Source organism: Treponema primitia ZAS-2, assembly GCF_000214375.1.
Lineage (GTDB): Bacteria > Spirochaetota > Spirochaetia > Treponematales > Breznakiellaceae > Termitinema > Termitinema primitia.
The window spans coordinates 1,522,425-1,544,828 of sequence record NC_015578.1; the positions used below are offsets into that span (position 1 = coordinate 1,522,425).

Annotated in this window: 22 protein-coding genes; 19 read left to right on the forward strand and 3 right to left on the reverse strand. The window is 53.1% G+C overall.

The genetic code is table 11. The annotated features are described in order from the left end of the window. Positions 1–64 precede the first annotated feature (64 nt). From TREPR_RS06835 to TREPR_RS06895, 12 genes are all read left to right on the forward strand, one after another. A complete protein-coding gene (locus TREPR_RS06835) occupies positions 65–1,363 on the forward strand; it encodes a V-type ATP synthase subunit B (protein WP_015707569.1) in 1,299 nt (432 codons plus the stop codon). Positions 1,364–1,374: 11 nt separating this feature from the next. Next, a complete protein-coding gene (locus tag TREPR_RS06840; protein ID WP_015707570.1) occupies positions 1,375–1,977 on the forward strand; it encodes a V-type ATP synthase subunit D in 603 nt (200 codons plus the stop codon). 37 nt (positions 1,978–2,014) lie between these two features. Then, the gene (locus TREPR_RS06845; protein ID WP_245534801.1) at positions 2,015–3,940 is read left to right on the forward strand and encodes a V-type ATP synthase subunit I; all 1,926 of its coding nucleotides are present in this window, start codon (positions 2,015–2,017) and stop codon (positions 3,938–3,940) included. 284 nt (positions 3,941–4,224) lie between these two features. Then, entirely contained in the window at positions 4,225–4,665 is a 441-nt protein-coding gene (locus TREPR_RS06850) for an ATP synthase subunit K (RefSeq protein WP_015707572.1), read from the forward strand. Between the two features lie 18 nt (positions 4,666–4,683). Continuing rightward, positions 4,684–5,823 (forward strand): (E)-4-hydroxy-3-methylbut-2-enyl-diphosphate synthase, encoded by a 1,140-nt coding sequence (gene ispG / locus TREPR_RS06855; protein WP_041611059.1) that lies wholly within the window; start codon positions 4,684–4,686, stop codon positions 5,821–5,823. 316 nt (positions 5,824–6,139) lie between these two features. Continuing rightward, positions 6,140–6,700 carry a BAPKO_0422 family outer member beta-barrel protein gene (locus tag TREPR_RS06860; protein ID WP_015707574.1) on the forward strand — a complete coding sequence of 187 codons (561 nt, stop codon included), beginning with the start codon at positions 6,140–6,142 and terminating at the stop codon, positions 6,698–6,700. 217 nt (positions 6,701–6,917) lie between these two features. Beyond that, positions 6,918–8,033: a hypothetical protein gene (locus TREPR_RS06870; RefSeq protein WP_052299795.1), complete on the forward strand. Its 1,116-nt coding sequence runs from the start codon at positions 6,918–6,920 to the stop codon at positions 8,031–8,033. A gap of 60 nt (positions 8,034–8,093) precedes the next feature. Beyond that, entirely contained in the window at positions 8,094–8,672 is a 579-nt protein-coding gene (locus tag TREPR_RS06875) for a porin family protein (protein WP_015707576.1), read from the forward strand. A 24-nt stretch (positions 8,673–8,696) separates the two neighbouring features. Beyond that, entirely contained in the window at positions 8,697–9,767 is a 1,071-nt protein-coding gene (locus tag TREPR_RS06880; RefSeq protein WP_015707577.1) for a uracil phosphoribosyltransferase, read from the forward strand. Further along, entirely contained in the window at positions 9,764–10,789 is a 1,026-nt protein-coding gene (locus TREPR_RS06885) for a tetratricopeptide repeat protein (protein ID WP_015707578.1), read from the forward strand. Before TREPR_RS06880 ends, TREPR_RS06885 begins: the two co-directional genes overlap by 4 nt. A 14-nt stretch (positions 10,790–10,803) precedes the next feature. Beyond that, positions 10,804–11,091 (forward strand): DUF503 domain-containing protein, encoded by a 288-nt coding sequence (locus TREPR_RS06890; RefSeq protein WP_015707579.1) that lies wholly within the window; start codon positions 10,804–10,806, stop codon positions 11,089–11,091. Between the two features lie 9 nt (positions 11,092–11,100). Next, on the forward strand, positions 11,101–11,793 hold the full coding sequence (locus TREPR_RS06895) for a hypothetical protein (protein ID WP_015707580.1): 693 nt from the start codon (positions 11,101–11,103) through the stop codon (positions 11,791–11,793). Here TREPR_RS06895 and TREPR_RS06900 read toward each other — a convergent pair. Then, complete coding sequence (locus TREPR_RS06900; RefSeq protein WP_015707581.1) at positions 11,785–13,833, reverse strand: hypothetical protein; 2,049 nt, start codon at positions 13,831–13,833, stop codon at positions 11,785–11,787. The genes TREPR_RS06895 and TREPR_RS06900 overlap by 9 nt on opposite strands. Positions 13,834–13,953: 120 nt before the next feature. On the opposite strand from TREPR_RS06900, the gene TREPR_RS06905 reads away from it, so the two are divergent. From TREPR_RS06905 to TREPR_RS06930, 7 genes are all read left to right on the forward strand, one after another. Continuing rightward, entirely contained in the window at positions 13,954–14,634 is a 681-nt protein-coding gene (locus TREPR_RS06905) for a hypothetical protein (protein ID WP_015707582.1), read from the forward strand. A gap of 1 nt (position 14,635) precedes the next feature. Continuing rightward, positions 14,636–15,310, forward strand: a complete 675-nt coding sequence (gene trmB, locus TREPR_RS06910; protein WP_015707583.1) for a tRNA (guanosine(46)-N7)-methyltransferase TrmB — start codon at positions 14,636–14,638, stop codon at positions 15,308–15,310. 17 nt (positions 15,311–15,327) lie between these two features. Then, a complete protein-coding gene (gene ligA / locus TREPR_RS06915) occupies positions 15,328–17,298 on the forward strand; it encodes an NAD-dependent DNA ligase LigA (protein ID WP_015707584.1) in 1,971 nt (656 codons plus the stop codon). Beyond that, positions 17,295–20,072, forward strand: coding sequence for an ATP-dependent RNA helicase (locus tag TREPR_RS06920; RefSeq protein WP_015707585.1), 2,778 nt, complete (start codon positions 17,295–17,297; stop codon positions 20,070–20,072). The genes ligA and TREPR_RS06920 overlap by 4 nt, the downstream gene beginning before the upstream one ends. A 224-nt stretch (positions 20,073–20,296) precedes the next feature. Continuing rightward, positions 20,297–20,440, forward strand: coding sequence for a hypothetical protein (locus tag TREPR_RS18585; RefSeq protein WP_015707586.1), 144 nt, complete (start codon positions 20,297–20,299; stop codon positions 20,438–20,440). Between the two features lie 19 nt (positions 20,441–20,459). Next, a complete protein-coding gene (locus TREPR_RS06925; RefSeq protein WP_041611061.1) occupies positions 20,460–20,876 on the forward strand; it encodes a hypothetical protein in 417 nt (138 codons plus the stop codon). 5 nt (positions 20,877–20,881) lie between these two features. Then, positions 20,882–21,079, forward strand: coding sequence for a hypothetical protein (locus TREPR_RS06930; RefSeq protein ID WP_015707587.1), 198 nt, complete (start codon positions 20,882–20,884; stop codon positions 21,077–21,079). 39 nt (positions 21,080–21,118) lie between these two features. On the opposite strand, the gene TREPR_RS06935 is transcribed toward TREPR_RS06930, so the two are convergent. Continuing rightward, on the reverse strand, positions 21,119–21,745 hold the full coding sequence (locus TREPR_RS06935; protein ID WP_015707588.1) for a hypothetical protein: 627 nt from the start codon (positions 21,743–21,745) through the stop codon (positions 21,119–21,121). Further along, on the reverse strand, positions 21,720–22,385 hold the full coding sequence (gene tmk, locus TREPR_RS06940) for a dTMP kinase (protein ID WP_015707589.1): 666 nt from the start codon (positions 22,383–22,385) through the stop codon (positions 21,720–21,722). The genes TREPR_RS06935 and tmk overlap by 26 nt, the downstream gene beginning before the upstream one ends. Positions 22,386–22,404: the final 19 nt, after the last annotated feature.

A 22,404-nucleotide genomic window follows, 5' to 3' on the forward strand; every position in this document is an offset into this window, starting at 1 on the left:
CCAGGTTTTTATGCTGGAGTTTTCCTTTGGAAAGCTCTGCGATTAAATGGAATAGGATGGAGCCATGAACAAAGTATATAGCAAAATTGAGTCCATTACCGGAAGCGTTATTACGGTTAAGGCCGAAGGAATCCGTTATGGGGACCTTGCGGAGGTAGATACCGTATTCGGCACTTCCCTGGCGGAAGTTAACCGCCTGGCTGGGGATTTGGTTTCCCTGCAGGTATTCGCCGGGGGCCGGGGTATTTCCACCGGCGACACAGTGCGCTTCCTGGGCCGCCCTATGCAGGTAGCCTTTTCGGAAAACCTCATGGGCCGGGTATTCTCCGGCTCCGGGACCCCCCGGGATAACGGCCCGGCACTCACGGATAACCCCATACCCATAGGCGGGCCTTCGGTTAACCCCGCTAATCGTATTATACCCCGGAACATGATCCGTACCGGTATCCCTATGATCGACCTCTTCAACACCCTGGTGGTGTCCCAGAAGCTGCCTATCTTCTCTGTATCCGGTGAACCCTACAACGACCTTCTGGCCCGCATAGCCATGCAGGCGGAAGTTGACGTCATCATCCTGGGGGGCATGGGCCTGAAATACGACGACTACCTGTTCTTCAAGGATACCCTGGAAGAAGGGGGCGCCCTTTCCCGGACCGTAATGTTTGTGCATACCGCTTCGGACCCCACAGTAGAATGCCTGATGATTCCCGATATGTCCTTGGCAGTGGCTGAGCAATTTGCCCTTCAGGGCAAGGACGTGCTGGTCCTCCTCACGGACATGACCAACTTTGCCGATGCCATGAAGGAAATCTCCATTATCCAGGAGCAGGTTCCTTCAAACCGCGGGTATCCCGGGGATTTGTACAGCCAGCTCGCCAGCCGCTATGAAAAGGCGGTTGACTTTGAAAGCGCCGGTTCCATCACCATCCTGGGGGTTACCACCATGCCCGGTGACGATGTAACCCACCCGGTGCCGGATAATACAGGGTATATCACCGAAGGCCAGTACTACCTGAAAAACGGCCGTATCGAGCCCTTCGGTTCCCTTTCCCGGCTTAAACAGCAGGTAAACGGCAAAACCCGGGCGGACCACCGGGCCCTGATGGACGGTATGATCAAGCTCTATTCCGCTTTCCGGGATACCCTGGAAAAGAAGGCCATGGGCTTTATCATGACCGCCTGGGACGATAAGCTTCTCAAATACGGGGATCTCTTTGAAAAAAAGATGATGGACCTTACGGTTAATATACCTCTGGAAAAGGCCCTGGACTTGGGCTGGGAAATTCTTTCGGATTGTTTCAGCCCCGAAGAAACGGGATTGCGGACGGAACTTATCAATCAGTTCTGGCCTAAAAAAGATTAAGCGGGCGCCCAATGGCAAAGATTAAGCTGACCAAAAATGAGCTTAAAAAACAGAGAGATTCTCTAAAAATGTATCAGCGGTATTTGCCGACCCTGATGCTCAAGAAGCAGCAGCTCCAGGGAGAGATCCGTACCACCGAGATGAGAATCAAGGAGTTGCGGGAAGAACGGGACCTGCTGGATGAGACCTTTAAAGACTGGGTTGGAGTTTTTGGGGAAAAAGGTATCTTTACCACCGCCATTTTGTCCATTGTCCGGATTAAAACTTCCGAGGGAAATATAGCCGGGGTTGCGATCCCCATTTTCCAGGGCGCGGAATTTGAGACTGCCAATTATGATTTGGCCCGTACCCCACTGTGGCTTGATCTGGCGGTAGAAAAGATGAAGCAGGTAATTTTACTGGATTTGGAAGCCCAGGTTCTGGAAGAGCAGCGCAAGCGGCTGGACCATGAACTCCGGATCACCACCCAGCGGGTTAACCTCTTTGAAAAGATAAAGATCCCCGAAACAAAGGGCAGTATAAAGAAAATAGGCGTATACCTGGGGGATCAGCAGACCTCGGCGGTAGTGCGGGGCAAGATCGCCAAGAGCGGACTGGAGAAGGCGGCAAAATGAACATTCACCACGTGAGGTTCCTTATATGATAGTACCCATGAAAAAGGTATCCCTGGTTGTTCGTGACAGAACCCAGGTAGAAGCCCTTACCACCCTGAGGGGCCTCGGGGTATTGCATCTGGAAAAGCGCGATGCCTCCTCCGACGCCCTTTCCAAGGCCCTGGAGCAGAAAGCCAGTGCGGAGAACGCCCTGGGTATACTCCAGCTTTTGGAGCAGCCTAAAAAGGGAGCGGCGAAAAACCGCAACCAGGCTGATCAAACCCGCCGTTCCAGCGATGCGGGTAACGAAGAAACGGAACCCTACTCAGCGGATGCGGTAAACGCCCCGGCGCGGCCGGATCTGGTAGACCTGATCCTGAACCTTGGGAAGGATCAGAAAGCCTGTGAGGATCAGAAGATAGTCTTGGACCGGGAGCAGCAGCGACTGGAAAAATGGGGAGACTTTAAGCCCGGCTTGATTCAGGAACTGGCGGAGCAGGGGATCAAGTTGCACCTTTATGAACTAAGCCCCAATGCTTTGGCTAATATTCCTGAGGAAATCCGGTATATTATCTCAGGTCAGGATAAGGCTACGGTACGGCTGGTGGTCCTTGATCAGGAAATTCCGGGGCTCCAAAGCTTCAGGCTTCCGGAAAAATCCCTCTCCGAACTGGGACAGGAACAGGCGGAATTAAGCGCTAAATTACAGGGAATCAAAGAAAGGCTCAATAAACTTGCGGATCGGAAATCAAGCCTTATCCATGAAATAGCCCAGTTACAGGAGCAGGTGGATCTTGAATTCGCCCGGGCATCCTTGGAGCAGATAGACGAGGTTCCCCCGGAATACGCTGTTTCCTGGATCTCAGGCTATGCGCCCCAGGAAGATGTGGGGGCCATCAAGCGGGCCGCCGCAGAACACGGCTGGGCCATGATCGCCGATGATCCCGGGCCGGATGATGATGTTCCGACTAAATTGAAAAACAACAAGCTGGTAAGCCTCATCTATCCCCTGACGGACTTTCTTGAAGTGGTACCCGGCTACCAGGAAACGGATATTTCCGGTTGGTTCCTGTTCTTCTTCACTATCTTCTTTGGCATGATCTTCGGGGATGCTGTATATGGGCTCCTGTTCATCATCATTGCCCTGATTGGTATTGCGAAAACCGCAAAGAAGGGGGTGCCTGCGATTTTTAAGCTGGTGCTGCTTTTAGGGTTTTCAAATTTTGTCTGGGGGATCCTGACCTGTACCTGGGGTGGGATGGATGCAGACAAGCTGCCCCTTTTCCTTCAGAACATCTCCCTGCCCCTTATTTCTAATGTGACCGCCGGCAAATCGGAGTATTACAGCGGCATTGTTCAGCAAAATCTGATGATCTTCTGTTTCTCCCTGGCGGTGCTGCAGCTTTCCATAGGGCATATTATTAAAATCTTTAAGAGCCGAACTCTCAAATTACTGGGAGATCTGGGTTCCGCGGCCATGCTGGGGGGCATGTACTTTATCGTGCTTTCCCTGATAGCCAGCAATGCATCCAGGCAAATCCCCTTTTATATGAGCGCCGTGTATGCTTTTGCTGCGGGTTTTGTGCTTAACTTCTTGTTTGCCAACTATGACGGGAGTATCGGCAGGTCCATCATGGAAAGCCTCAAGAACATGGTTTCGGTGATCCTCAATATTGCCAATGTGTTTTCCGATATTATGTCCTATATCAGGCTTTGGGCGGTGGGCCTTGCGGGCGGGGCTATTGCCCTGACCGTGAATTCCATGGCCGGTCCCATGCTGGGGCATATGGTGTTTTTCATCTTTGGTATTGCGCTTTTGATCTTCGGTCATGGCCTTAATATGGTACTGAATGTGCTGTCCGTACTGGTTCACGGGGTTCGTCTCAATACCCTTGAATTTTCAGGCCATGTGGGACTCACCTGGTCGGGCCATGCGTACAGGCCCTTTGCCAAACGGGTAAAAGATGAAGCCCAATCCGCTTGAGGGATTGGGAAAAAGAATGGGTTTATGCCGGCCTTTGGTTGGCTTTAATAGAACTGCGCGGGGAACTGCGTTGCAAGTTGCGCGGGGAACTGCGTTGCAAGTTGCGCAGCTTATGTTGCGTGAAACAGGAGTTATGCCAGGCCGAGCTTGGCTTCCATAGAATTGCGCGGGAAACTGCGTTGCAAGTTGCGCAGCTAAGCTGCGTTAAATAGGAGTCATGCCAACCTTTGGTTGGCTTCGATAGAACTGCGCAGCTAAAAGCTGCGCTAATATAGGAGTTACTTATGAATTTAGGTTTATTGAGTGCAGGTCTGGTATTGGGCATTTCTGCGGTTGGTTCAGGATTGGGTATCAGCATTGCCGGACGGGCGGTAATCGGGGCATGGAAAAAATGTTATCTCAACAATAAACCTGCGCCCATGACCTTGATCGCATTCGGCGGGGCGCCCTTAACTCAGACTTTCTACGGCTTCATACTGGGCTTGCTCTTTATGAAACCCGCTGCCTTAGCGCACCCTGAGAATGGCGCTCTTTATCTGGGCATTGGGATTGCTTCGGCGTTTGCCATAGCCGGTTCCGCTATTGCCCAGGGTCAGGCGGGTGCTGCAGGCGCGGATGCCACAGGTGAAACCGGTAAAGGCTTTGTCAACTACATGATGATAGTTGGTATCTGCGAAACTGTTGCTATTTTCGCCATGGTTCTTTCCATGATCAGCCTGAACTAGGAATTCCCAAGCTTCACCTTGTCTGAACGAGTTTCGCGGACAGTAACCGTCGGCGGCTTAAAAAGCCCCGGCGGTTCTATGCAGACTGTTTCTATTGGGGGCGGTCTTCCCGTGGTTATCCAGACCATGTGGAAGGATCGCCTTTCGTTTTCCGATCTGGAAGGCCCCTCCGGTGAAAAGACGGTGGAACGGATCAGGCGGCTCCAGGCCATGGGCTGCGCTCTGCTCCGTTTTGCAGTCCCAGACCTGGAAGCCGCGGAAGTGCTTGGCAATCTGGCCGCCATGGTTTCCATGCCCCTGGTGGCGGATATCCATTTTGATTACAAAATAGCCCTTCGCTGTCTTGATTTCCCTATAGCAAAAATACGCATTAACCCCGGCAATATAGGCGGCCGGGACCGGGTGGAAAAGGTCCTGTCCAAGGCTGCCGCTCAGGGCGTCCCCATACGTATTGGGGTAAATGCCGGGAGCCTGCCCAGGGACCTTGGTCTTCGGGTTGATGCCGGGGAACTGAGCCGGGCGGAGGCCCTGGTTGGGGCGGCGGAACGGGAACTGGGTATATTTGACGAATTCGGCTTTTCCAATACCCTGGTCTCCATGAAGGCCTCTTCGGTGGCTGAGACCATACGGGCAAACCGGCTTTTGGCGGAACGGACCGATGCGCCCCTCCACATAGGGGTGACGGAAGCGGGGCCCCTTATCGCCGGGGTGACCCGGAACGCGATTGCCCTCCATGCCCTGCTCAGCGAAGGCCTGGGGGATACCATCCGGGTTTCCCTGTCGGACACCATGGAAAACGAGGTGATCGCCGGGAGGGAAATACTGAACACCGCAGTGGAGGGTTCCGAAGCCGCCCGGGAGCGGCAGGGGAAACGGGGTGGGGTGACCATTATTTCCTGTCCCCGCTGCGGGAGGAACAGTTTTGATACCCACGGCTTTACCCAACGCTGGCTGGATACTTTCTACGCCATGGACAAAACTATTACCGTAGCCGTAATGGGCTGCGCGGTGAACGGTCCCGGGGAAGGGCGCCACGCCGACCTGGGAATAACCGGCGCGGGGAATAAGGCACTTATCTTCCGCCATGGCGAGGTGATACGCACCATTGATGCTGCCGATGCGGATACCGCTTTTCGGGAAGAGTTGGATCGGGTATAATAACAAGTAGTAAGAAAAATTTTACCACAAGGTACACAAAGGAATTTCGGAAAACTTAATAGTATAGGTCAGTATCTGAACCCTGATAGGTACAATCCAGCACTTTTTGGGTAGTTTTTTTCTGTAATCTTTTCCTCTCCTCTCTGTCCTTCGTGTCCTTTGAGGTTATTAAATTCTATTATAAATCTGTGGGTCAAGTTTAGGGGTTCTTCATTTTTTAAGATTTTTTTTGGAAACTATGGCATTTATGAAAAAATCATTTAGACTTAATATAAGTTATTAAAAGAGATAACAAAAATATTTTTGGAGAGTGAGAGTGAAAAAGGTTTTAGCTATTTTTATCGTTGGTTTATGTCTGAGCACTGCGGCAGTATTCGCACAGCACCCCGAAGGAACCGGAATCGGCATTGTTGGCCAATATGGCTTAGTCGGCGGCGGGATTGGCCCTGCGTTGTCCCTTAAACTGGCGCCAGTACCGGTATATTGGTCCGTTAACCTGAAAATTGACGATGATATTTTCGGTATTGGCCTTGCGGGGGATTATTATTTTTTTGATGAATCTCTTACCGGGAGTTCCGATTTTAACTTGGGTTGGTATTTGGGAGCCGGCATTGGCGCAGGAATTTCATTTGGCAGTTGGGACGGTTATATGGGTGACTATAACCATTTTGGGTTTAATGCGGCAGCCCGGCTCCCTATTGGGCTTTCCGCTGTTTTTGTAAAGAAGGTAGAGGTTTTCCTGGGGTTTGTACCCGCCTTGGGCTTTGATTACGCATCGGTAACCTATAAACCTAAGGTTGGGTCAAATTCGACGGATAGCGATTTTGATATCGACTTTGATATAGGCGGGGAAATAGGTATTAGGATCTGGCTGTAGTATCCCCGTATTCAAACCAAAAAGAAGCCCCGATAGCCCGGGGCTCTTTTTTTTTTGCAGCCCTGGAATACACTATGATAGGGTCTAAATTAGGAATAACCACAAGAACCTGCTTTCTTTTGTCCGTGTAGCCTGTGTGCTCCCCCGCGTAAGCGGGTTCTTCGTGGTTGAATTTGGAATTCTTGTTCATTTTGTTTCTATGGTAGGGGATTCGGTGGTGAGAAAAAAGAGCGTGTTATCCTTTTTAATTCTGGTCTTAGGCTGTACTGCGGTCTTTGCCCAAACCCGGGTCCAGCGTCCCTATTGGTATACCCTGGAACGGGGGAAGCTTCACTTCCGTAACGGTGAATACGGGGACGCCCTGGTTGCCTTTGAGGACGCCCGGAATCAGCGGCGGGTCATGTATACCCGGATGGAAGAGGACCTGATAGCCCTCCTTTCCCTTCCGGAGGTGCGCCGGATGAATAATTCCCTGGAACTTATCGAACCCTACATTGTGGAACGGGGCTATATTGATGCCGCTGCGGCATTGACAGAGTGCTACTACCGTTTCCCCAAGGAGTCCCTGGCTGATAATGCCCTGAACGCCCTGGCGGCCATAGGCCGGTATAAGGATTTTCCTGATGCGGAATACTGGATAGGGGAGACTTACCGGGTGGAGGGTGAGCTGGGCATAGCACTGAAGCAGTACGAGAAGGCCTACGAACAGCGCCTTCTTTTGGAAACCCCGGGCTTCGATTTGGAGATACTCTATAAGATTGTTGATGTCCACCGCCTTCGTCAGGAGTATGTTGCCATGGAGGAGCGGCTTCTGGAGATACTCAAGCGGGATACCCTTTGGTCAGAGGATGCATCCTCATTTGTCAGAACCGCCATGATGCGGACCCTGGAGAATGATGGGGTAAATCGTTTTCTGACCCTCTACCGTTACAGTAACCAGGATGTGGAACCGGCACACCGGCTTTTGGGGCTTTACTACCACGCTTCGGGCCGGCATAACCGGGCGGTGGAACACCTGCTCTTCGCCTTCCTGATACAGAATACGGCCATGGTTGATGAGATACAGAGAAATCAGTTTGATTTTGTCTTTACCACCCTGGATGCCTTTAGTGCCCTGATCACCCGGCGGCCCGCCCTACAGGCGTATATCGAAGATGTTGAATACTACAAAACTATCTACTACCTGGGAACCGCCCTGAATGGGAGCGGCAGGCTGCCTCCGGCCCGGGAACTATGGGCCTTCCTATCCCGCCGGCAGGCCGGTGAATGGACAACCCGCAGCGTCGCCCAGCTCCGCAGCCCCTTCCTGGAACGGGCTATTGAGATGCCTTAATCCGCAATGCCTTGATTAAATGGGTCTGTCAAATTATTATACAGAAACGAGGAGTATAGTATGAAAAAGTTTCTAAGTGCGATTTTTTTGTGTTCGGTAATTTCCGGGGTATCGATTTTTGCGTTTGAAGCGGAGGATCTTAAAACCTACCCCGACGTAACACCAGCAGGGAGTTTTGCTATTAATGGGGGTATAGGTATAAATGCCCTTGGCTCTAAGTATGGTGAATTGACGGTTCCGCCTCTGTCGGTATCCGCAGACTATGCCCTGCCCCTTGGCGGATTGCCCTTTTTTGTGGGGGGTATATTCGGGTTTTATGCTTCCCGGGATAGTTGGAAGGAATGGACCACTTCCTATGAATACACGGGTCTTTTTTTTGATATCGGCGCCCGGTTCGGGTATCATTTCAACTGGACCGTTCCCAATTTGGATACCTATGCCGTAGCGACCCTGGGGGTTGGAATAGAATCATCGAATTTAAAAATTGCAGGTAAAAATCACCCCGATACCGATCCGGCGGTGTTATTTGGTGTTGCCATAGGCGGTCGTTACTTCTTTACGCCGAATCTCGGGGCATTTCTGGAGCTTGGTTACAGTTCCCTGTCCATTGTAACCCTGGGCGTTTCTTTTAAATTCTAAACTGATTCCAACAGCAGGATTGCTATGAGCAAAATTGTACTAAAAGCGGAAGACCTGGATGGGTACCTCACCGAGGCTGATAAGGCCTACCTGGTTCAGATGGACGAAATTTACAAAGAAGTGTTGAATTGTTTCAACATCCTCACCCTTACCCGTTCGGTAAGCGAGCGGAAACAGGCGGAGGATAAGCTCATCGCCTTTTATAACCGGATGGGTACCCTTATGCAGGATATCTGCCGGAATAGCCCGGGTATACAGGTATACTCTTTCCTCACCCCCAATGAAAGCCACGCCGAGGCGTCCCGGCTTATTGCGAAGCTCCGGGATGTACGTACCGAAAACCAGGAATTTGTCTACTACATACAGCGGGCCTACGAAATGCTTTTCAAACTTGCCTATGGCGGGCAATCCGGGGAAAACAAAAACTACCTTATTGTTAAAACCCCTGTTACTGTTCCTGTGCAAAATTATGCGGTTCACAAGATTACTAACATCGACAGCCGTATTGAGAATACCGTGATGTGCGTCATGCTCCGGGGGGCATTGCTCCCTTCAATGATCATGTCAAAGGAAATACAGGAATATTCTTCCCATGGGTATGTCAGCCCCTTTGCCCTTTTCAGGATACGCCGGGACGATTCAAAACACGAAAATGATATGGAGTATATCCTGGACCTGGACAAATCCTACTTCAGCCTGGAAAGCCTGGACGGTAAGGACCTGGTATTTGCGGACCCCATGAATGCCACCGGGGGCAGCCTGGTGACAGTGGTGAAGTACCTCCTGGATCAGGGGATCAAGCCCCGGTCGGTGCAGTTCTTCAACGTTATTGCCGCCTTGAAGGGGGCTCTCCGGGTGGTCCGGGCTTTGGATAACTGTCAGGTCTATACCCTCTGGATGGACCCGGTTCTGAACGATGCGGCCTATATCATGCCCGGCCTGGGGGATGCGGGGGACCGTATCAACGGGCGGGATATGGAAGAATATCCCCGGAATATCATTCAGCTCATCGCCGATTACGGTTCTAATATAGCAAAACTGTACCGGGCCCAGCTGCGGGAGATAGAGCATACGGTTCTTGGTTTTCAAAAATGAAGCGACCTGCACTATTACTGTTTTTTTCAATTTTCTGTTTTTTTTCCTGCGCTTCCGGGGGGGTAACTACGGCGGAGGAATACTATTCCCTGGGCATGGCCTATTTTGATATGGGGAAATATGCGGAAGCGGAAAAGTGGCTGAACCGTGCCCGGATGATGGATAAAACAAAGGTAGCCTCTGAATACAACCTGGGTAGGATAGCCTTTGAGACCGGTCGTTACCAGGATGCGGTGAGGCACTTTGACCGGATTCTTGCCAAGGATAAGGATAATGTAATGGCCCTGAAGGCCGCCGCCTATACCCGGATAAAGACCAGTGAATTTGTCCTGGCTGAAGGTCTGTACAGCCGGGTGCTGACCCTGGAACCGGAAAGCGTTGATCAGGGGTATAATTATGCCTTGGTACTTATGGCCTTGGAAAAGCCGGAACAGGCAGAGGATGTGCTGCTGAAGTACCAGGTTGCCATGGCGGATAACAAGGATACCCTGCTGCTCCTGGCCCGGGCCCGGAAAGCCCTGAACAAGGTAGAGGCGGTGGATGATTACAATGAATGGCTCCAGACCAATTCGGACAACACGGTGCGCTATGAATACGCCCAGGTTCTGGAGTCCGCCCAGTTTTACGCCCGGGCCCTGGAGGAATACCGTACTGTGGTCAATGCCCTGCCCCAAGGCCAGTCTGCCAGTCCCCCTGTCCCCGGTACTCTGGACAGGGCTTCTGTACGTTTTACCATTGCACGGCTTCTGCTTATCGCGGACCCTGAAAAGACCGATGGGATTACCGAACTGGAAACTGCAATAACCGACGGGTTTTCGGACACTGAAAAGCTTGAGATCCTCCTTACCGAACCTGGTATTAGTGCAGCTAGTAAGGATGAGATCCATCGGGTCATTGAAAATCTGGAGAAGGCAAAGCTTGATGCGGAAAAAGCCGAAGCGGAAAAGGCTGAAGCTGAGGCAAAAGAACCGCCGGAAGATGACGGTCAGGATAGTATCGATGACGCCGCCATGGAAGGATAGAGGGATAGATTAAAATGATTGTTTCCATGATACAGATGATTTTTCAAATTCCCGATGTGGATAGTATTAAAGCGAAGCGGCAGATCGTCCGTTCCGTAAAGGATAAGCTCCAGCACCGTTTCCACATGAGCGCCGCTGAGGTGGATCTTCAGGATTCCCTGTCCTTTGCCCAGATTGGGGGGGCCCTGGTGTCCAATTCCAAGGTCTTTGGAGAATCGGTGCTGCACAAGGCTTTTGAAATGATAGAAAATGAGGTGCCTGTCCGTATACAGGATGTGAGCATCCATTCGGAAGAATTTTAGGGGAGATCCATGGGTCATTGTTTATGCGGGAAACTGCGTTGCACTAAGCGCCCCACCGGGCGGGTATATTTGGCGGCGATGCTGTTTTTTACCCTTTTTTTTGCCTCCTGCGTGGGGGTTCATTCGGACATTACCATACGCAAGGACGGGAGCGGGACCATTGCCCTGGAATACCGGCTTTCCCGGGAGCTTGAGTCCCTGGGAAAACTGGACGGCAACCAGGGCTGGCTTCCCCTGCCGGTGGGAAAAGCGGATTTTGAGCGAACCGTTGCCCGGGTTCAGGGGCTGTCCCTGGGGTCTTTTAACACAAAAATTACGGGGCAGGATAGTATTACCCAGGTGAAGTTGAATTTTACTAACCTGGATGCCCTGGCACGTTTTTTGGACAGCACCGGCCAGGGGGTTTCTCTGGTCCGGGAAGGGGAGAAAACCCGGATGACCCTGGGCTTCAGCGGCGCTGCGGGGGCACAAAACCGGGAGCTTATGACCCTGGTCTCAGAGGCCATGGAATCCTATACCCTGGACTTCGGCCTTACCCTGCCCAATGAGGCGGAACTGCGTATACTCGGCGAAAACGGCCAGGTCCTTTCCGCGCCCCCCGCAGGAACCCTCATGGTCCAGGGTTCCCGTATTGTCTATTCTTCACCCATGGCGGAGCTGCTTTCCTCCCCCGGTCGGGTCGTTTTGGATATATTATGGTGATATCCCGCCCACCGGAAGACGGCGGCTGAGCCTGGGCTGATAATCCCCATCTTTCCCTTCTAAATAGACTGCCTCCGCCCGGAGGTAGCCATTGAAATTAACGGGCAGCACAATCTCAGTGGTGAAAGGGTTGGGCGGGCCTTCCCCCAGAACAAATTCCATAGAGTTTAGGTTCTCATCCTCGATATACCGGAAGGGCATGGGGGCCGAATAAATGATGGGTATTTCCTGCCCCGGGGTTTCGGCGGAACCATCCAGGTAAAGCTCAAATTTCAGGGGATGTCCCGGGGCTTCCAGGGTGATCCCCAGGGTCCGCCGTTCCAGCCATACCCGGCTTGTCACCTTCATATCCAGGCTGCCCGGGGCTTCCCTAGGGGGGATCGGTAAAGAAGCCGGGATACGGTTCAGGAAAAATATGCCGGTCCCCAGGGATGCGGCGGCGCATACCAGAACGGTGAAACCGGGGACCCCCTTGAAAAGCCAGGGCTGGTTTTTTTCCCTGCCCTGTATAACCCTGCCCCGCTTGAGGATGATGAAAAAAGGCAGAGAAATCAGGGCGACATAGAGGATTACCGGAATATTTCCCGAAAGGATGAGGGTTTCAAACTGTGTATTTCCGGTGAGATACAGGGCCCGGAGCGCCTCTGCCCCCCGGAGAAAGCTGAAGATGGCGCAGAGCCAGATAAGAAGGGGCTGGGTAAAACAGGACGCCAGGAAGGTAAAGAAAAAGACCCATATAAAAATTGGGATAAAGGTAATGTCCAGAAAGGCTGCCAGGAGTATTTCCAGGGCGCTCAAAATGACCGCAGAGCTGCCGTAAAAATTCGCCCTCCGGGGAACATAGATCAGGTTCAGTGCCGGGCTGATCAAGGTAAAGAGGGCGATCCCCAGAAGCTGTATCCCTGCGGCGGCATAAAACAGGGCGGGGGCATTTCCCCGCAGCCCGGTTAATGTACCCGTGTCCTGGATCAGAAGCCGGAATAGCAGGGAAGCTCCTGATAAGGACAGAACCAGGAGCAGGTAGAAGAGGAGGAGTATCCAGGATTGTTTGAGGAATATTTTCCACTGGACTGCCAACCTGAACCGGAACACCACGGAATAGATAAGCACCGCAAACACAAAAAGAGCCGCAATAGCCAGGAAGAACAGTACCGTGGCATATTCGGGTACAAAAAGGGTTTTTCCAAAGTACTGGAAAACCAGGTAGTGATAATCGTGATTTTCTGCTCCCAGGTCCAGGGCCCGGACATAGTCCAGTATCAGTTCTCCCAGAGCAGGGGCATCAAGGGTACTTCCGGCGGGATTAGCAGGGACCGCATTATTGCCACTTATATAGATAGCAGGTATGCTCCGGGCATAGGCAAATTCCAGGGGGGAGGGCCCTTCGGCCAGGCCCAGCTTGTACAGCTCGTTAAACCTTATGGCCAAGGTATAGGGAATGCCCCGGGATTCGCAGAGGCTTCCCAGGGGTTTCAGAATATGCAGAGGCGCCAGGGCTTTCTGTGCGCCATGGTGGATCACGATTTCTCCGGACGGGAGGTTCATATCCAGATATACCAGGCCGGTGCTTTCGGGAACCGCAATCCGGGAATAGAGATCCTCTAGACCCCGGTGGGGATCCTCTGCGGGATGAGGAAGCGCCGTCCATTCATCCCCCAAGAATGCGACCAGGATATCCGTTTCCGTTCCCTCTGCCAGGACTTTTTCGATAAAGCCCAGGGCAAGATCAAAGCCGAAGGGGAAATCTTCCGGGTTTTTTGTATCCCCGGTGTTTTCAGCCCCCGAAAGAGGTACGGCCAGAATAAAGGTTCCCGGCTTTTTTTCCCCGCCCTCGTTAGTGGAAGCGGGAAGGGAAACATGGATGGAAAAACCGAAACCTCCGTACCCGGCAAAGAGGGAACGTTCCTCAAAGGGTATCTTCCTTTCTCTCAGAATACCCGCAAGCATGACCCGGCGGGAAGTTTCCAGGGCAGGGATGTTCTGTACCCGTTCTTCCGCAGGGAGGATCATGCCGGGTACGAAAAAAAGGAGGATCAACATTCCCCGCCTGATTGAGCTCACAGGTCAAAGATAGTCCCTAGGCGGGTATACGTCAAGATTCCATATATGAGCTTGTTTTTCCACTCCCGTCGGGGTTATAGTATAGTTAAGGATAGTACTGTGCAGCGTCCATTAATTTTTCCGGCCCTGAAAAAAAGCCCCCTGCTTTTTTTGGCAATTTTTCTGATCCTCCTTCCCGCGCTGTCCTGTTCCCGGGCAGAGCCTAAAATAGCTTTTGGTACCCTCTCTCTGGTCTATTTCCAGGGTGAGCGGGGGCCGGAAGAGCGGTTTTCCTTTTTTGTTATCCCCGAGGATGATGACGGGGTGGAGGACCTGGTGGATCTCTACCTCTACCACGACCGGGAAGGGCTCTGCTGGCGCCTCAGTTCCGATGACTGGGTTAGCTATGAAAGTGAAGGCCAGACCTGGGTAGGGAGTCGCAATATCGCCATGCTCGATAACGAGGCCCTGCCCCGGGGACAGTTCCGGGCGGTTCTGGTGGATAAAGGGGGTGAGCAGACCGAACGGCTCTTTACTTTTGACGCCCCTGCGGAGGCTCCTCATCCTTTTCCGTTTCTGTATGTCAGAGACGGCCGGTACCGGATAGAGTCGGAGTATCCGGTACATTATTTTATCTGTTACGATGCCGAGGGAGCCGTGCTGAGGACACTCACGGTTGAAGCTCTTGAGGGGCTCCTGTCGTCCCTGGAATTGCCCAAGGAAACCCGGGTAATTGCCCTTTGGGATGAGGAAAGCGAGTTTTTTACTTCCGCCCTTACCAATGTGGTGTCCATAAACTAGTATGTCATACGGTATTAAAAGCTATGTGATCCGCGCAGGGCGGATGAGTGTTGCCCAGCGGCGTTCCTACGAAACCCTGGGGCCGGATTTTTCCGTTCCCTTTGCCGAAGGGTTACTGGACTTCAACTCTGTTTTTGGATCCCATAATCCGGTAACTTTGGAAATTGGTTTTGGTATGGGCATAGCCACCGCAGAGATCGCAGAGGAAAACCCTGATAAAAACTACCTGGGGGTGGAAGTCCACAAGCCCGGTATAGGCAGGCTTCTCTGGGAAATAGAAAAGAGGGGGCTCACTAATATCCGTATCATTGAATACGACGCAGTGGAGGTGCTTGGTAAAATGATACCCCCCTCTTCCCTTGCGGCCTTTCACATTTTCTTTCCCGATCCCTGGCCCAAAAAACGGCACCACAAACGGCGCCTTATCACCCGGCCCTTTACAGAAACCTTGGTAGAAAAACTGCTCCCCGGCGGCTATGTATACATGGTAACCGACTGGGCCGAATACGGCGAATGGGCCCTGGCGGAACTTTCCGGTACTCCTGGCTTACGGAACCCCTATGACGGTTTTGCACCCCCTCAAGCCTGGCGCCCTCAGACTAAATTTGAACGCAAGGGTCTGGATAAGCACCATGAGGTGCGGGAATTGTTCTTTCTGAAAGAAAAGGGGGAATGAGGAGTGAGGAAGGGGGAATGACAAGAAAAGATGACAGGGCCGCTGCTCTGGAAAGATTGATTAAAGGGTATCAGGATTCCTACTACAATGGGGAAGCTGAGATATCAGACGCCGAATTTGATGCCCTTTGGGACGAATTAAAAGGCCTGAAACCGGATAGCGCAGTTTTACTGCGGGTTGGAGAAGACAATATTGACGGGTTCCCCAAAGCCCGGCATCTGATTCCCATGGGCAGCCAGGAGAAGGCTGCAAACCCCCTTGAATTCCGGGCCTGGGCTGAAAAAATGGCTCCCCCTTCCTTTGTGGTGCAGTATAAACTGGATGGGGCAAGCCTTGAACTTCAGTATGAAAAAGGAAAACTCCTGCGGGCAATTACCCGGGGTGACGGGGTGATTGGGGACGAAATTACCCGGAACGCCCGGCGTATGTCCGGGGTTGCGGCGGAACTGGATATCCCCTTTTCAGGCGGCATCAGGGGAGAGGTGGTGATGACCCACCAGGTCTGGCGGGAAAAGTACGCCGACAAGGCCAACTGCCGGAATGCCGCCAACGGGCTCATGCGCCGCAAGGATGGTGTGGGCTGCGAGGACCTTTCCCTCATTGCCTATGACGCCGCCGCAAAGGATGATGACAGTTATTTTACCGATGAACTTTCCAAAATAGCCTGGCTTAAGGACCGGGGCTTTTCGGTAACCGAAACCCGGGAATTTGCCACTGCAGAGGATGTGATAGTTTACCGGGAAAAAATAGCCGAGGAACGGAAGGGCCTTTCTGTGGACATCGACGGGCTGGTGATAAAGGACCCCCGCACGGACATGACCGATCTCCGGCGCGCCAGGCCGGAAATGCAGATTGCCTTCAAGTTTGATCTGGAGGTGGCGGTAAGTGTACTGCGGGAAGTGGTTTGGAGCAAATCCGGCGCCACCTATACCCCCATCGGCATTGTAGACCCGGTGCGGCTTGCGGGGACCACGGTCCAGCGGGCCAACCTCAACAACCCCGACATGATCCGGGGTATGGGGCTGAAGATTGGTTCTCCGGTGCGGGTGGTAAAGCGGGGGGAGATCATCCCCAAGATTGAAGGGCTTGCCCCGGCCTTGCCTGCGGGCAATGATGCTGTTGAAGAAACGGATATCAGCTTTCCTGTTGAGTGTGAAACCTGCGGCACAGAACTGGTGGATATCGGTACCCGGCTTTACTGTCCCAACCTTGGGTGCCCCAAGCGGCTCCTTCACCGGCTTGAAAAGTGGGTTTCGGTTTTGGATATCCGTGAGTTGGGGGAAAAGTTGATTTACCAGCTCTTTGAAACGGAACGGGTCCGCCAAATTTCGGAACTCTATACTCTGGAAACGGCGGAACTTTCTGAATTGGAACGCATGGGTGAACAGTCTGCTGCCAAGGTGGTCCGCCATATCAGGACCAAGCGGGACTTGTCCCTGGCTGCCTTTATTGCAGGGTTTGACTTTGACGGGGTGGGGGAGACCATCATGGAGAAAGTTACCGCCGCAGGGTTTGACACCCTGGAAAAAATACGTTCAGCTTCGGTAGAAAAACTGGCCGAAGTTTATGGTCTGGGAGAAATCACTGCCCGCACCATTGTTGAGGGTCTTGCGGATACCGGGGAAGAAATGGATAGGATACTTGCCAATGGGGTCATCAGTATTGCTGCGCCACCCAGGGCAGAAGATCAGCCTTTGCAGGGTTGCTCCTTCTGTTTTACCGGGGAGCTCAGTTCCATGAAACGGAACCAGGCTGAGGAAAAGGTCAAAACCCTGGGAGGCTCCTCCAAATCATCGGTGGTAAAAGACCTTTCCTTCCTGGTGACCAATGATCCCGGCTCAGGTTCCGCCAAAAATGCCAAAGCCCGCAGCCTGGGTATCCCCATCATTGACGAGGAAGGCTTTTTAGCCATACTGGCTGACCCGGCGAAGGTGAAGGCCTACAGCCCGGCAGGCGGCGTAGGCGCACTACAGGGGGAACTTTTTTGAAAGAAAGCCCGGGGAAACTGCTTTCAGAAAAGGTGTCCCCGGGTAAGCAGCTTCCTGCACAGGATCTTCTGGCCAAGCTTGCCGAAACGAAGCTTCCCCTGGTTCCCCACCTTGGGACAATCTGTGATTCCTTGAATGAAAGGGGCATAGCAATAGTACGCTCGGACCCCGGAAGCGGCAAATCTACCCTGGTACCACTTGCCCTGATGGATAGCCTGGGGAGCAGTAAAGCTGCGCGTATACTCATGCTGGAACCCCGGCGGGCCGCTGCCTTAAGCATTGCCTCCCGGATGGCGGATATCCTGGGGGAGGAACCGGGTGAACATATCGGCTATTCCGTGCGGCTCAGGAGGAAAGTTTCCGGGCAAACCAGGGTGGAGGTACTCACCGAAGGGCTCCTGGTCAGGCGTCTCCAGAACGACCCGGACCTCACGGGGGTTTCCACGGTCATCTTTGACGAGTTCCACGAGCGTTCTGTTCACACGGACCTTGCGCTTGCCCTGCTTCTGGACCTCAGGCGCTTGGGTTCCCCGGTACGGATTCTTATCATGTCCGCCACCATGGACGCAGAAAAAATAGCCGGTTTTATCGGCCGGTTTGAGGTGGGTGGGAAAGTTCCGGTGATAGACTGTCCCGGCCGGGTCTTTCCGGTGACCCTGGAATACCGGCCCATACCTGAAAGGGCGTCTCTGGGTGCGGAAACCGCTGCCTGTATCCGGGATGTACTTACTGCAGAGACGATTTCTGTAGTAAATACAAAAACTGTTAGTATGAAAAACACAAATAATGCTAGTATAGATAACATAAAAACTATTAAAATAGATAACACGAATAATGTTAATATAAATGATGCTAAAAGCGATAGCACAAATACTGTCCCCGGTGCCATTCTGGCTTTCCTGCCGGGTAAGCGGGAAATAGGGGATGCTGCGGCGGCCCTGTCTGCTGCGGGACTTGACCGGAACTTTGACATATTAAGCCTTCATGGGGGACTGCCCCTGGACCGGCAGCGTCAGGTTCTGGGGCCGGTAAAAAGCGGGGATAAGCGGCGGATCATCCTGTCCACCAATGTTGCCGAAACCGGCCTTACCGTGCCGGGGGTTACCCTGGTGGTGGATGCTGGGTATGCCCGTATAGGCCGCTTTCATCTGCCCACAGGTATGAATCGGCTTGTTTTGGAACCTGTGAGCCGGCAATCCGCAGATCAGCGGGCGGGTAGGGCGGGGCGTCTCATGCCGGGCCGCTGTATTCGCCTGTGGGCGGAAAATACCTGGCGTCCCGAAGAGACGGTCCCGGAAATTCTGCGCATCGATCTTTCCGGCCTGGTTCTGGAATGCCTTCTTTGGGGGGTAAGCCGGCCTGAGGAATTGCCCTGGCCGGATCCGCCTCCAGCCCCTGCTTGGGATCAAGCGTTAGTATTACTGCAGGACCTGGGAGCGGCGGATCAGGCGTTAAAGGTTACCGGGCGGGGCGGGGAAATGGCAAAACTGGGCTTGGAACCCCGGCTGGGTATGCTCTGCATTGCCGGCAGGGATGCGGGGAAACCCGCCCTGGGATGCGCTGCCGCAGCAATACTTTCCGAACGGCCGCCCCCGGACAGTTTTGGTGATGCCGAATTTGCCGGCCGCCTGAAGGCCCTTCGTACCAATCGTAATTCACCCTGGGCCCGTCAGGTCGCCGAATCCGCCCGGGACCTCCTGAACCGCCTTGGCATGGGCGGTCTCCCCTTTTCCTGGAGCATGGAGGATGAGGCGGACTGCGGCGAACTTTTAGCCGCCGCTTTTCCGGACCGGCTTGCCCTCAGGCAGGAGACGAGAAAATTCCGCTTTGTTTCCGGGAGGGAGGCCCTGGTTCAGGATGCTGCGGCCGGCGCGTGGGCCAACCAGGAATGGCTTGTTGCCCCTGAGGTTGATCCCGGAGAACGGACCGGCTACATCAGGCTTGCGGCGCCTGTTTCGGCGGAAACCGCCCTTAGGGTTCTGAAAAACCGTATCGAACTTGAGGAGACCATCCAGTGGAACGGTTTGGTTCCCCGGTCGGTGATCCAACGTATGGCAGGACGGATCATCCTTTCCCGGGAACAGCGGCCAAGCAGCCGTGAGGCCGTCATAGGGGACCTTCCCGGCCTGTTGGAAAAACAGGGTATGAGCTTGCTCCCCTGGGATGAGGGCCAGGGGGAAGGCCGGCGGCTTCTGGAACGGATACGGTTTTTTATGAAACGCATTAATACTAAATTCAATAATAATGCTGTAGATACTATTGCTAATAATATAGTGAATGGTAATACTGCGAAAAATGAGAATGCTTATTCCATTAAAAAGACAGTATGGGATGACGAAGCCCTGATTCAGGAGGCCGGTGAATGGCTGGGGCCCTTTATTTGGGAAGGCCGGGAAAGCGGGAAGGGGGCTATCATAGACGGCGGCGGCCTTGTCCGGGCCCTGGAAACCCGGCTCGGCTGGGAATTAAAGCGGCGTCTGGACGCGGAAGTTCCCGATTTGTTTGCGCTGCCTAAGGGCAGGAAACGGCCCATTGACTATAGTTCCGGTGAACCGATGCTGTCCCTCCGTCTCCAGGACGCCTTCGGCATAAGGGGCGCACCACAAATACTGGGCCTTCCGGTAGTTTTTTGCCTGCTCTCTCCTGCCGGTCGGCCCATACAGACCACCCGGGATTTGCCGGGTTTCTGGCAGGGCTCCTACGCAGATGTCCGCAAGGAAATGCGGGGCCGCTATCCCAAACACAACTGGCCCGAGCCGGGGGCGCTAATGTAGTGGCAAGGTTTATAGAACCCATGAAGAAAAAAAGACCGATATAAATATCGCCATTACCCTCCTGGCCGATGCTGTACAAGCAGGTCTTGTCAAGAAAAATGTATGATATTTTATTAAGAATTCCCAAAAACGGTGACGGGCGCCACTTTTTTACACTGTTTTACCCCTCCCATTAAAGCAAATCCCCGGCATTTACCCCTAACCCCTGTATTAGGAGGCTATAAATGGATAGAGCCACCCACGACATCTTTGACCGTTCGTTCAAGTTTCTCATGCATCTTTCAAACAGGGCGGTTATCAATGTAATCAACGGCCTTTTCGGGACCAACCACCCCCTGGACAGCCCGGTACGCCCAAGAAGGGGCTGAATATACCGGCAAGGAGGCCTTGCTCACCCTGACCTTTCCCCAAGTCCGGGTAATCTACTGGGAGACCAGCCGCCGTACCCCGGACCTGATAAAAATTCGCTTGAAATTTACAAAGGATGCGTATTATGATTTTGAGGTCCCGGTATTCAAGTTTCCGGATCATAGTATAGTGGAGTTGGAAGAGCTGCACATGGTCATCCTGCTGCCCCTGCACGCCCTGAAACTGCGGAAACAGATAGCTTCGGCCCGGACGCCGGAGCGACGGCGGGAACTGTTTCGGAAATTGCCCGCGCTACACGCCGAGATAGGGGATGCCATAGACTGGGCGCAACAAGCGGGGGATATTATGCCGGGAGATGCGGCCGAGGCCGGAAGGCTTATGGACCGCTTGTTTACCGAGTTGTACAAAAGGGTTACGAAGAATATGCGGAGGTAAAACACGTGATAGATTTTGACGAAATGCTCAGGGAGCATAAGTATCTTGAGGAACTGAGAATTCATGCCGAGGAATTGGAAAAGCGGAACCAGGAAACGGAAAAGCGTGTTCGGGAATCGGTACGAAATTTTAAAGCCCTGGGGCTTTCGGAGGAACAAATTGCCTCAGCCTTGGGGCTTCCCCTGGAAGAGCTGGCAAGATAGGGTAAGGTCGCAGCCCCCGCAAAAGGCGCCAGCCACCGCTTAGTAGGTATTCTCGTCCATACCCTGGAACCGCTCCCGGACCCGTTGCAGCATCTGTAGTTCCCGAGTAATGGTTTTTTCGTAGTCCAGGGTTTTTTCCTCAATACGGAAGGCTTCGTCTTCCCAGAACTGAACCCTGGTCAGATTCAGGAACCGGAAGCGGCGTTCCCCTGCCTTTTCCGCCCAGTCCAGTGCAGCTTGCCAGTAGGAGAGGGCAGTACGGAAACAGGTTTCTGCAGTTTCCAAACTTTCGAGGTTCTGTTCCTTCCAGGGGGCGTTGTAGAAATAGGCGTTCCGTTTATTCCACTTTTCCCCCAGGAGGAGGTACTGTTCGATCAGTTTGATATTCAGGTGCATATTGAAAAGGTAACGGTACTTTTCCCACTGGGCTTCGTTTTCTATCAGGGCCAGGGCGTAGAGGGGGTTGGCAAAATCCGCCTTCAGGGCCTGTTCAAGCCAGTAGATATTTTCCATGGTGTCGTCGGGGTACTGCACATAGTGAATGTGGAAAAGCCTCCAGTACTGCTCTTTATACTGAACAGTGTAGGAGTGGAGAGGTAGGGGAAGGAGCAGCCCGATGATGAGAAGTAAGGAAATTTTTCTATGAAGCCCCGTCTTTACCCGCAACCCTGTCTCCCGCTCCTTTAAATATCGGCATTTTTTCCATGGCGGTCCAGATTTCTTCGCCCACCTTTTCCGGGCTTTGTGAGGCATTTATGGTCACAACCCTGACACCCCCATCGGCAAAGCGGGGGAGTATCTCCCGGTAACGGCGGCGAACCTGAACCTGGAAATCCCGGTACTCGAAGATCTCCCTGCTCGGGCGGTTTTCCATCCGTTTTACCGCTATATCCGGATCAATATCCAGGAAAAAAAGGAGTTCCGGCCCGGGAAAATCCCGGTTCAGGAGCTCAGGGGGTTCCTCTCCGCAGGTGATCCCCTGGTAAACCAGAGAGGAGGGGGTATAGCGGTCGGAAACCACCAATTCTCCCTGCCCGCAGCGTTCCACCACCCCCCCGCTTCCGTAGAGGTGTTCCCGGCGGTCGGCGGAGAAAAGCGCCGCCAGGGTTTCAGGCTGCAAGGGCAGCTTTCCCCCCAGGGCTTCCCGTATGAGGACCCCTATGGGGCCGGCAGTGGGTTCAAAGTCGCCATGAAAGACCGGCAAATTTGGATCGGCTGCGAAACGGCGGCGGATTTGTCCCATTTGGGTGGTAGTTCCGCTCCCATCACCCCCCTCAAGTACCACAAAATTTGAAATAATGATCATAGTGAGATATGGTATACCA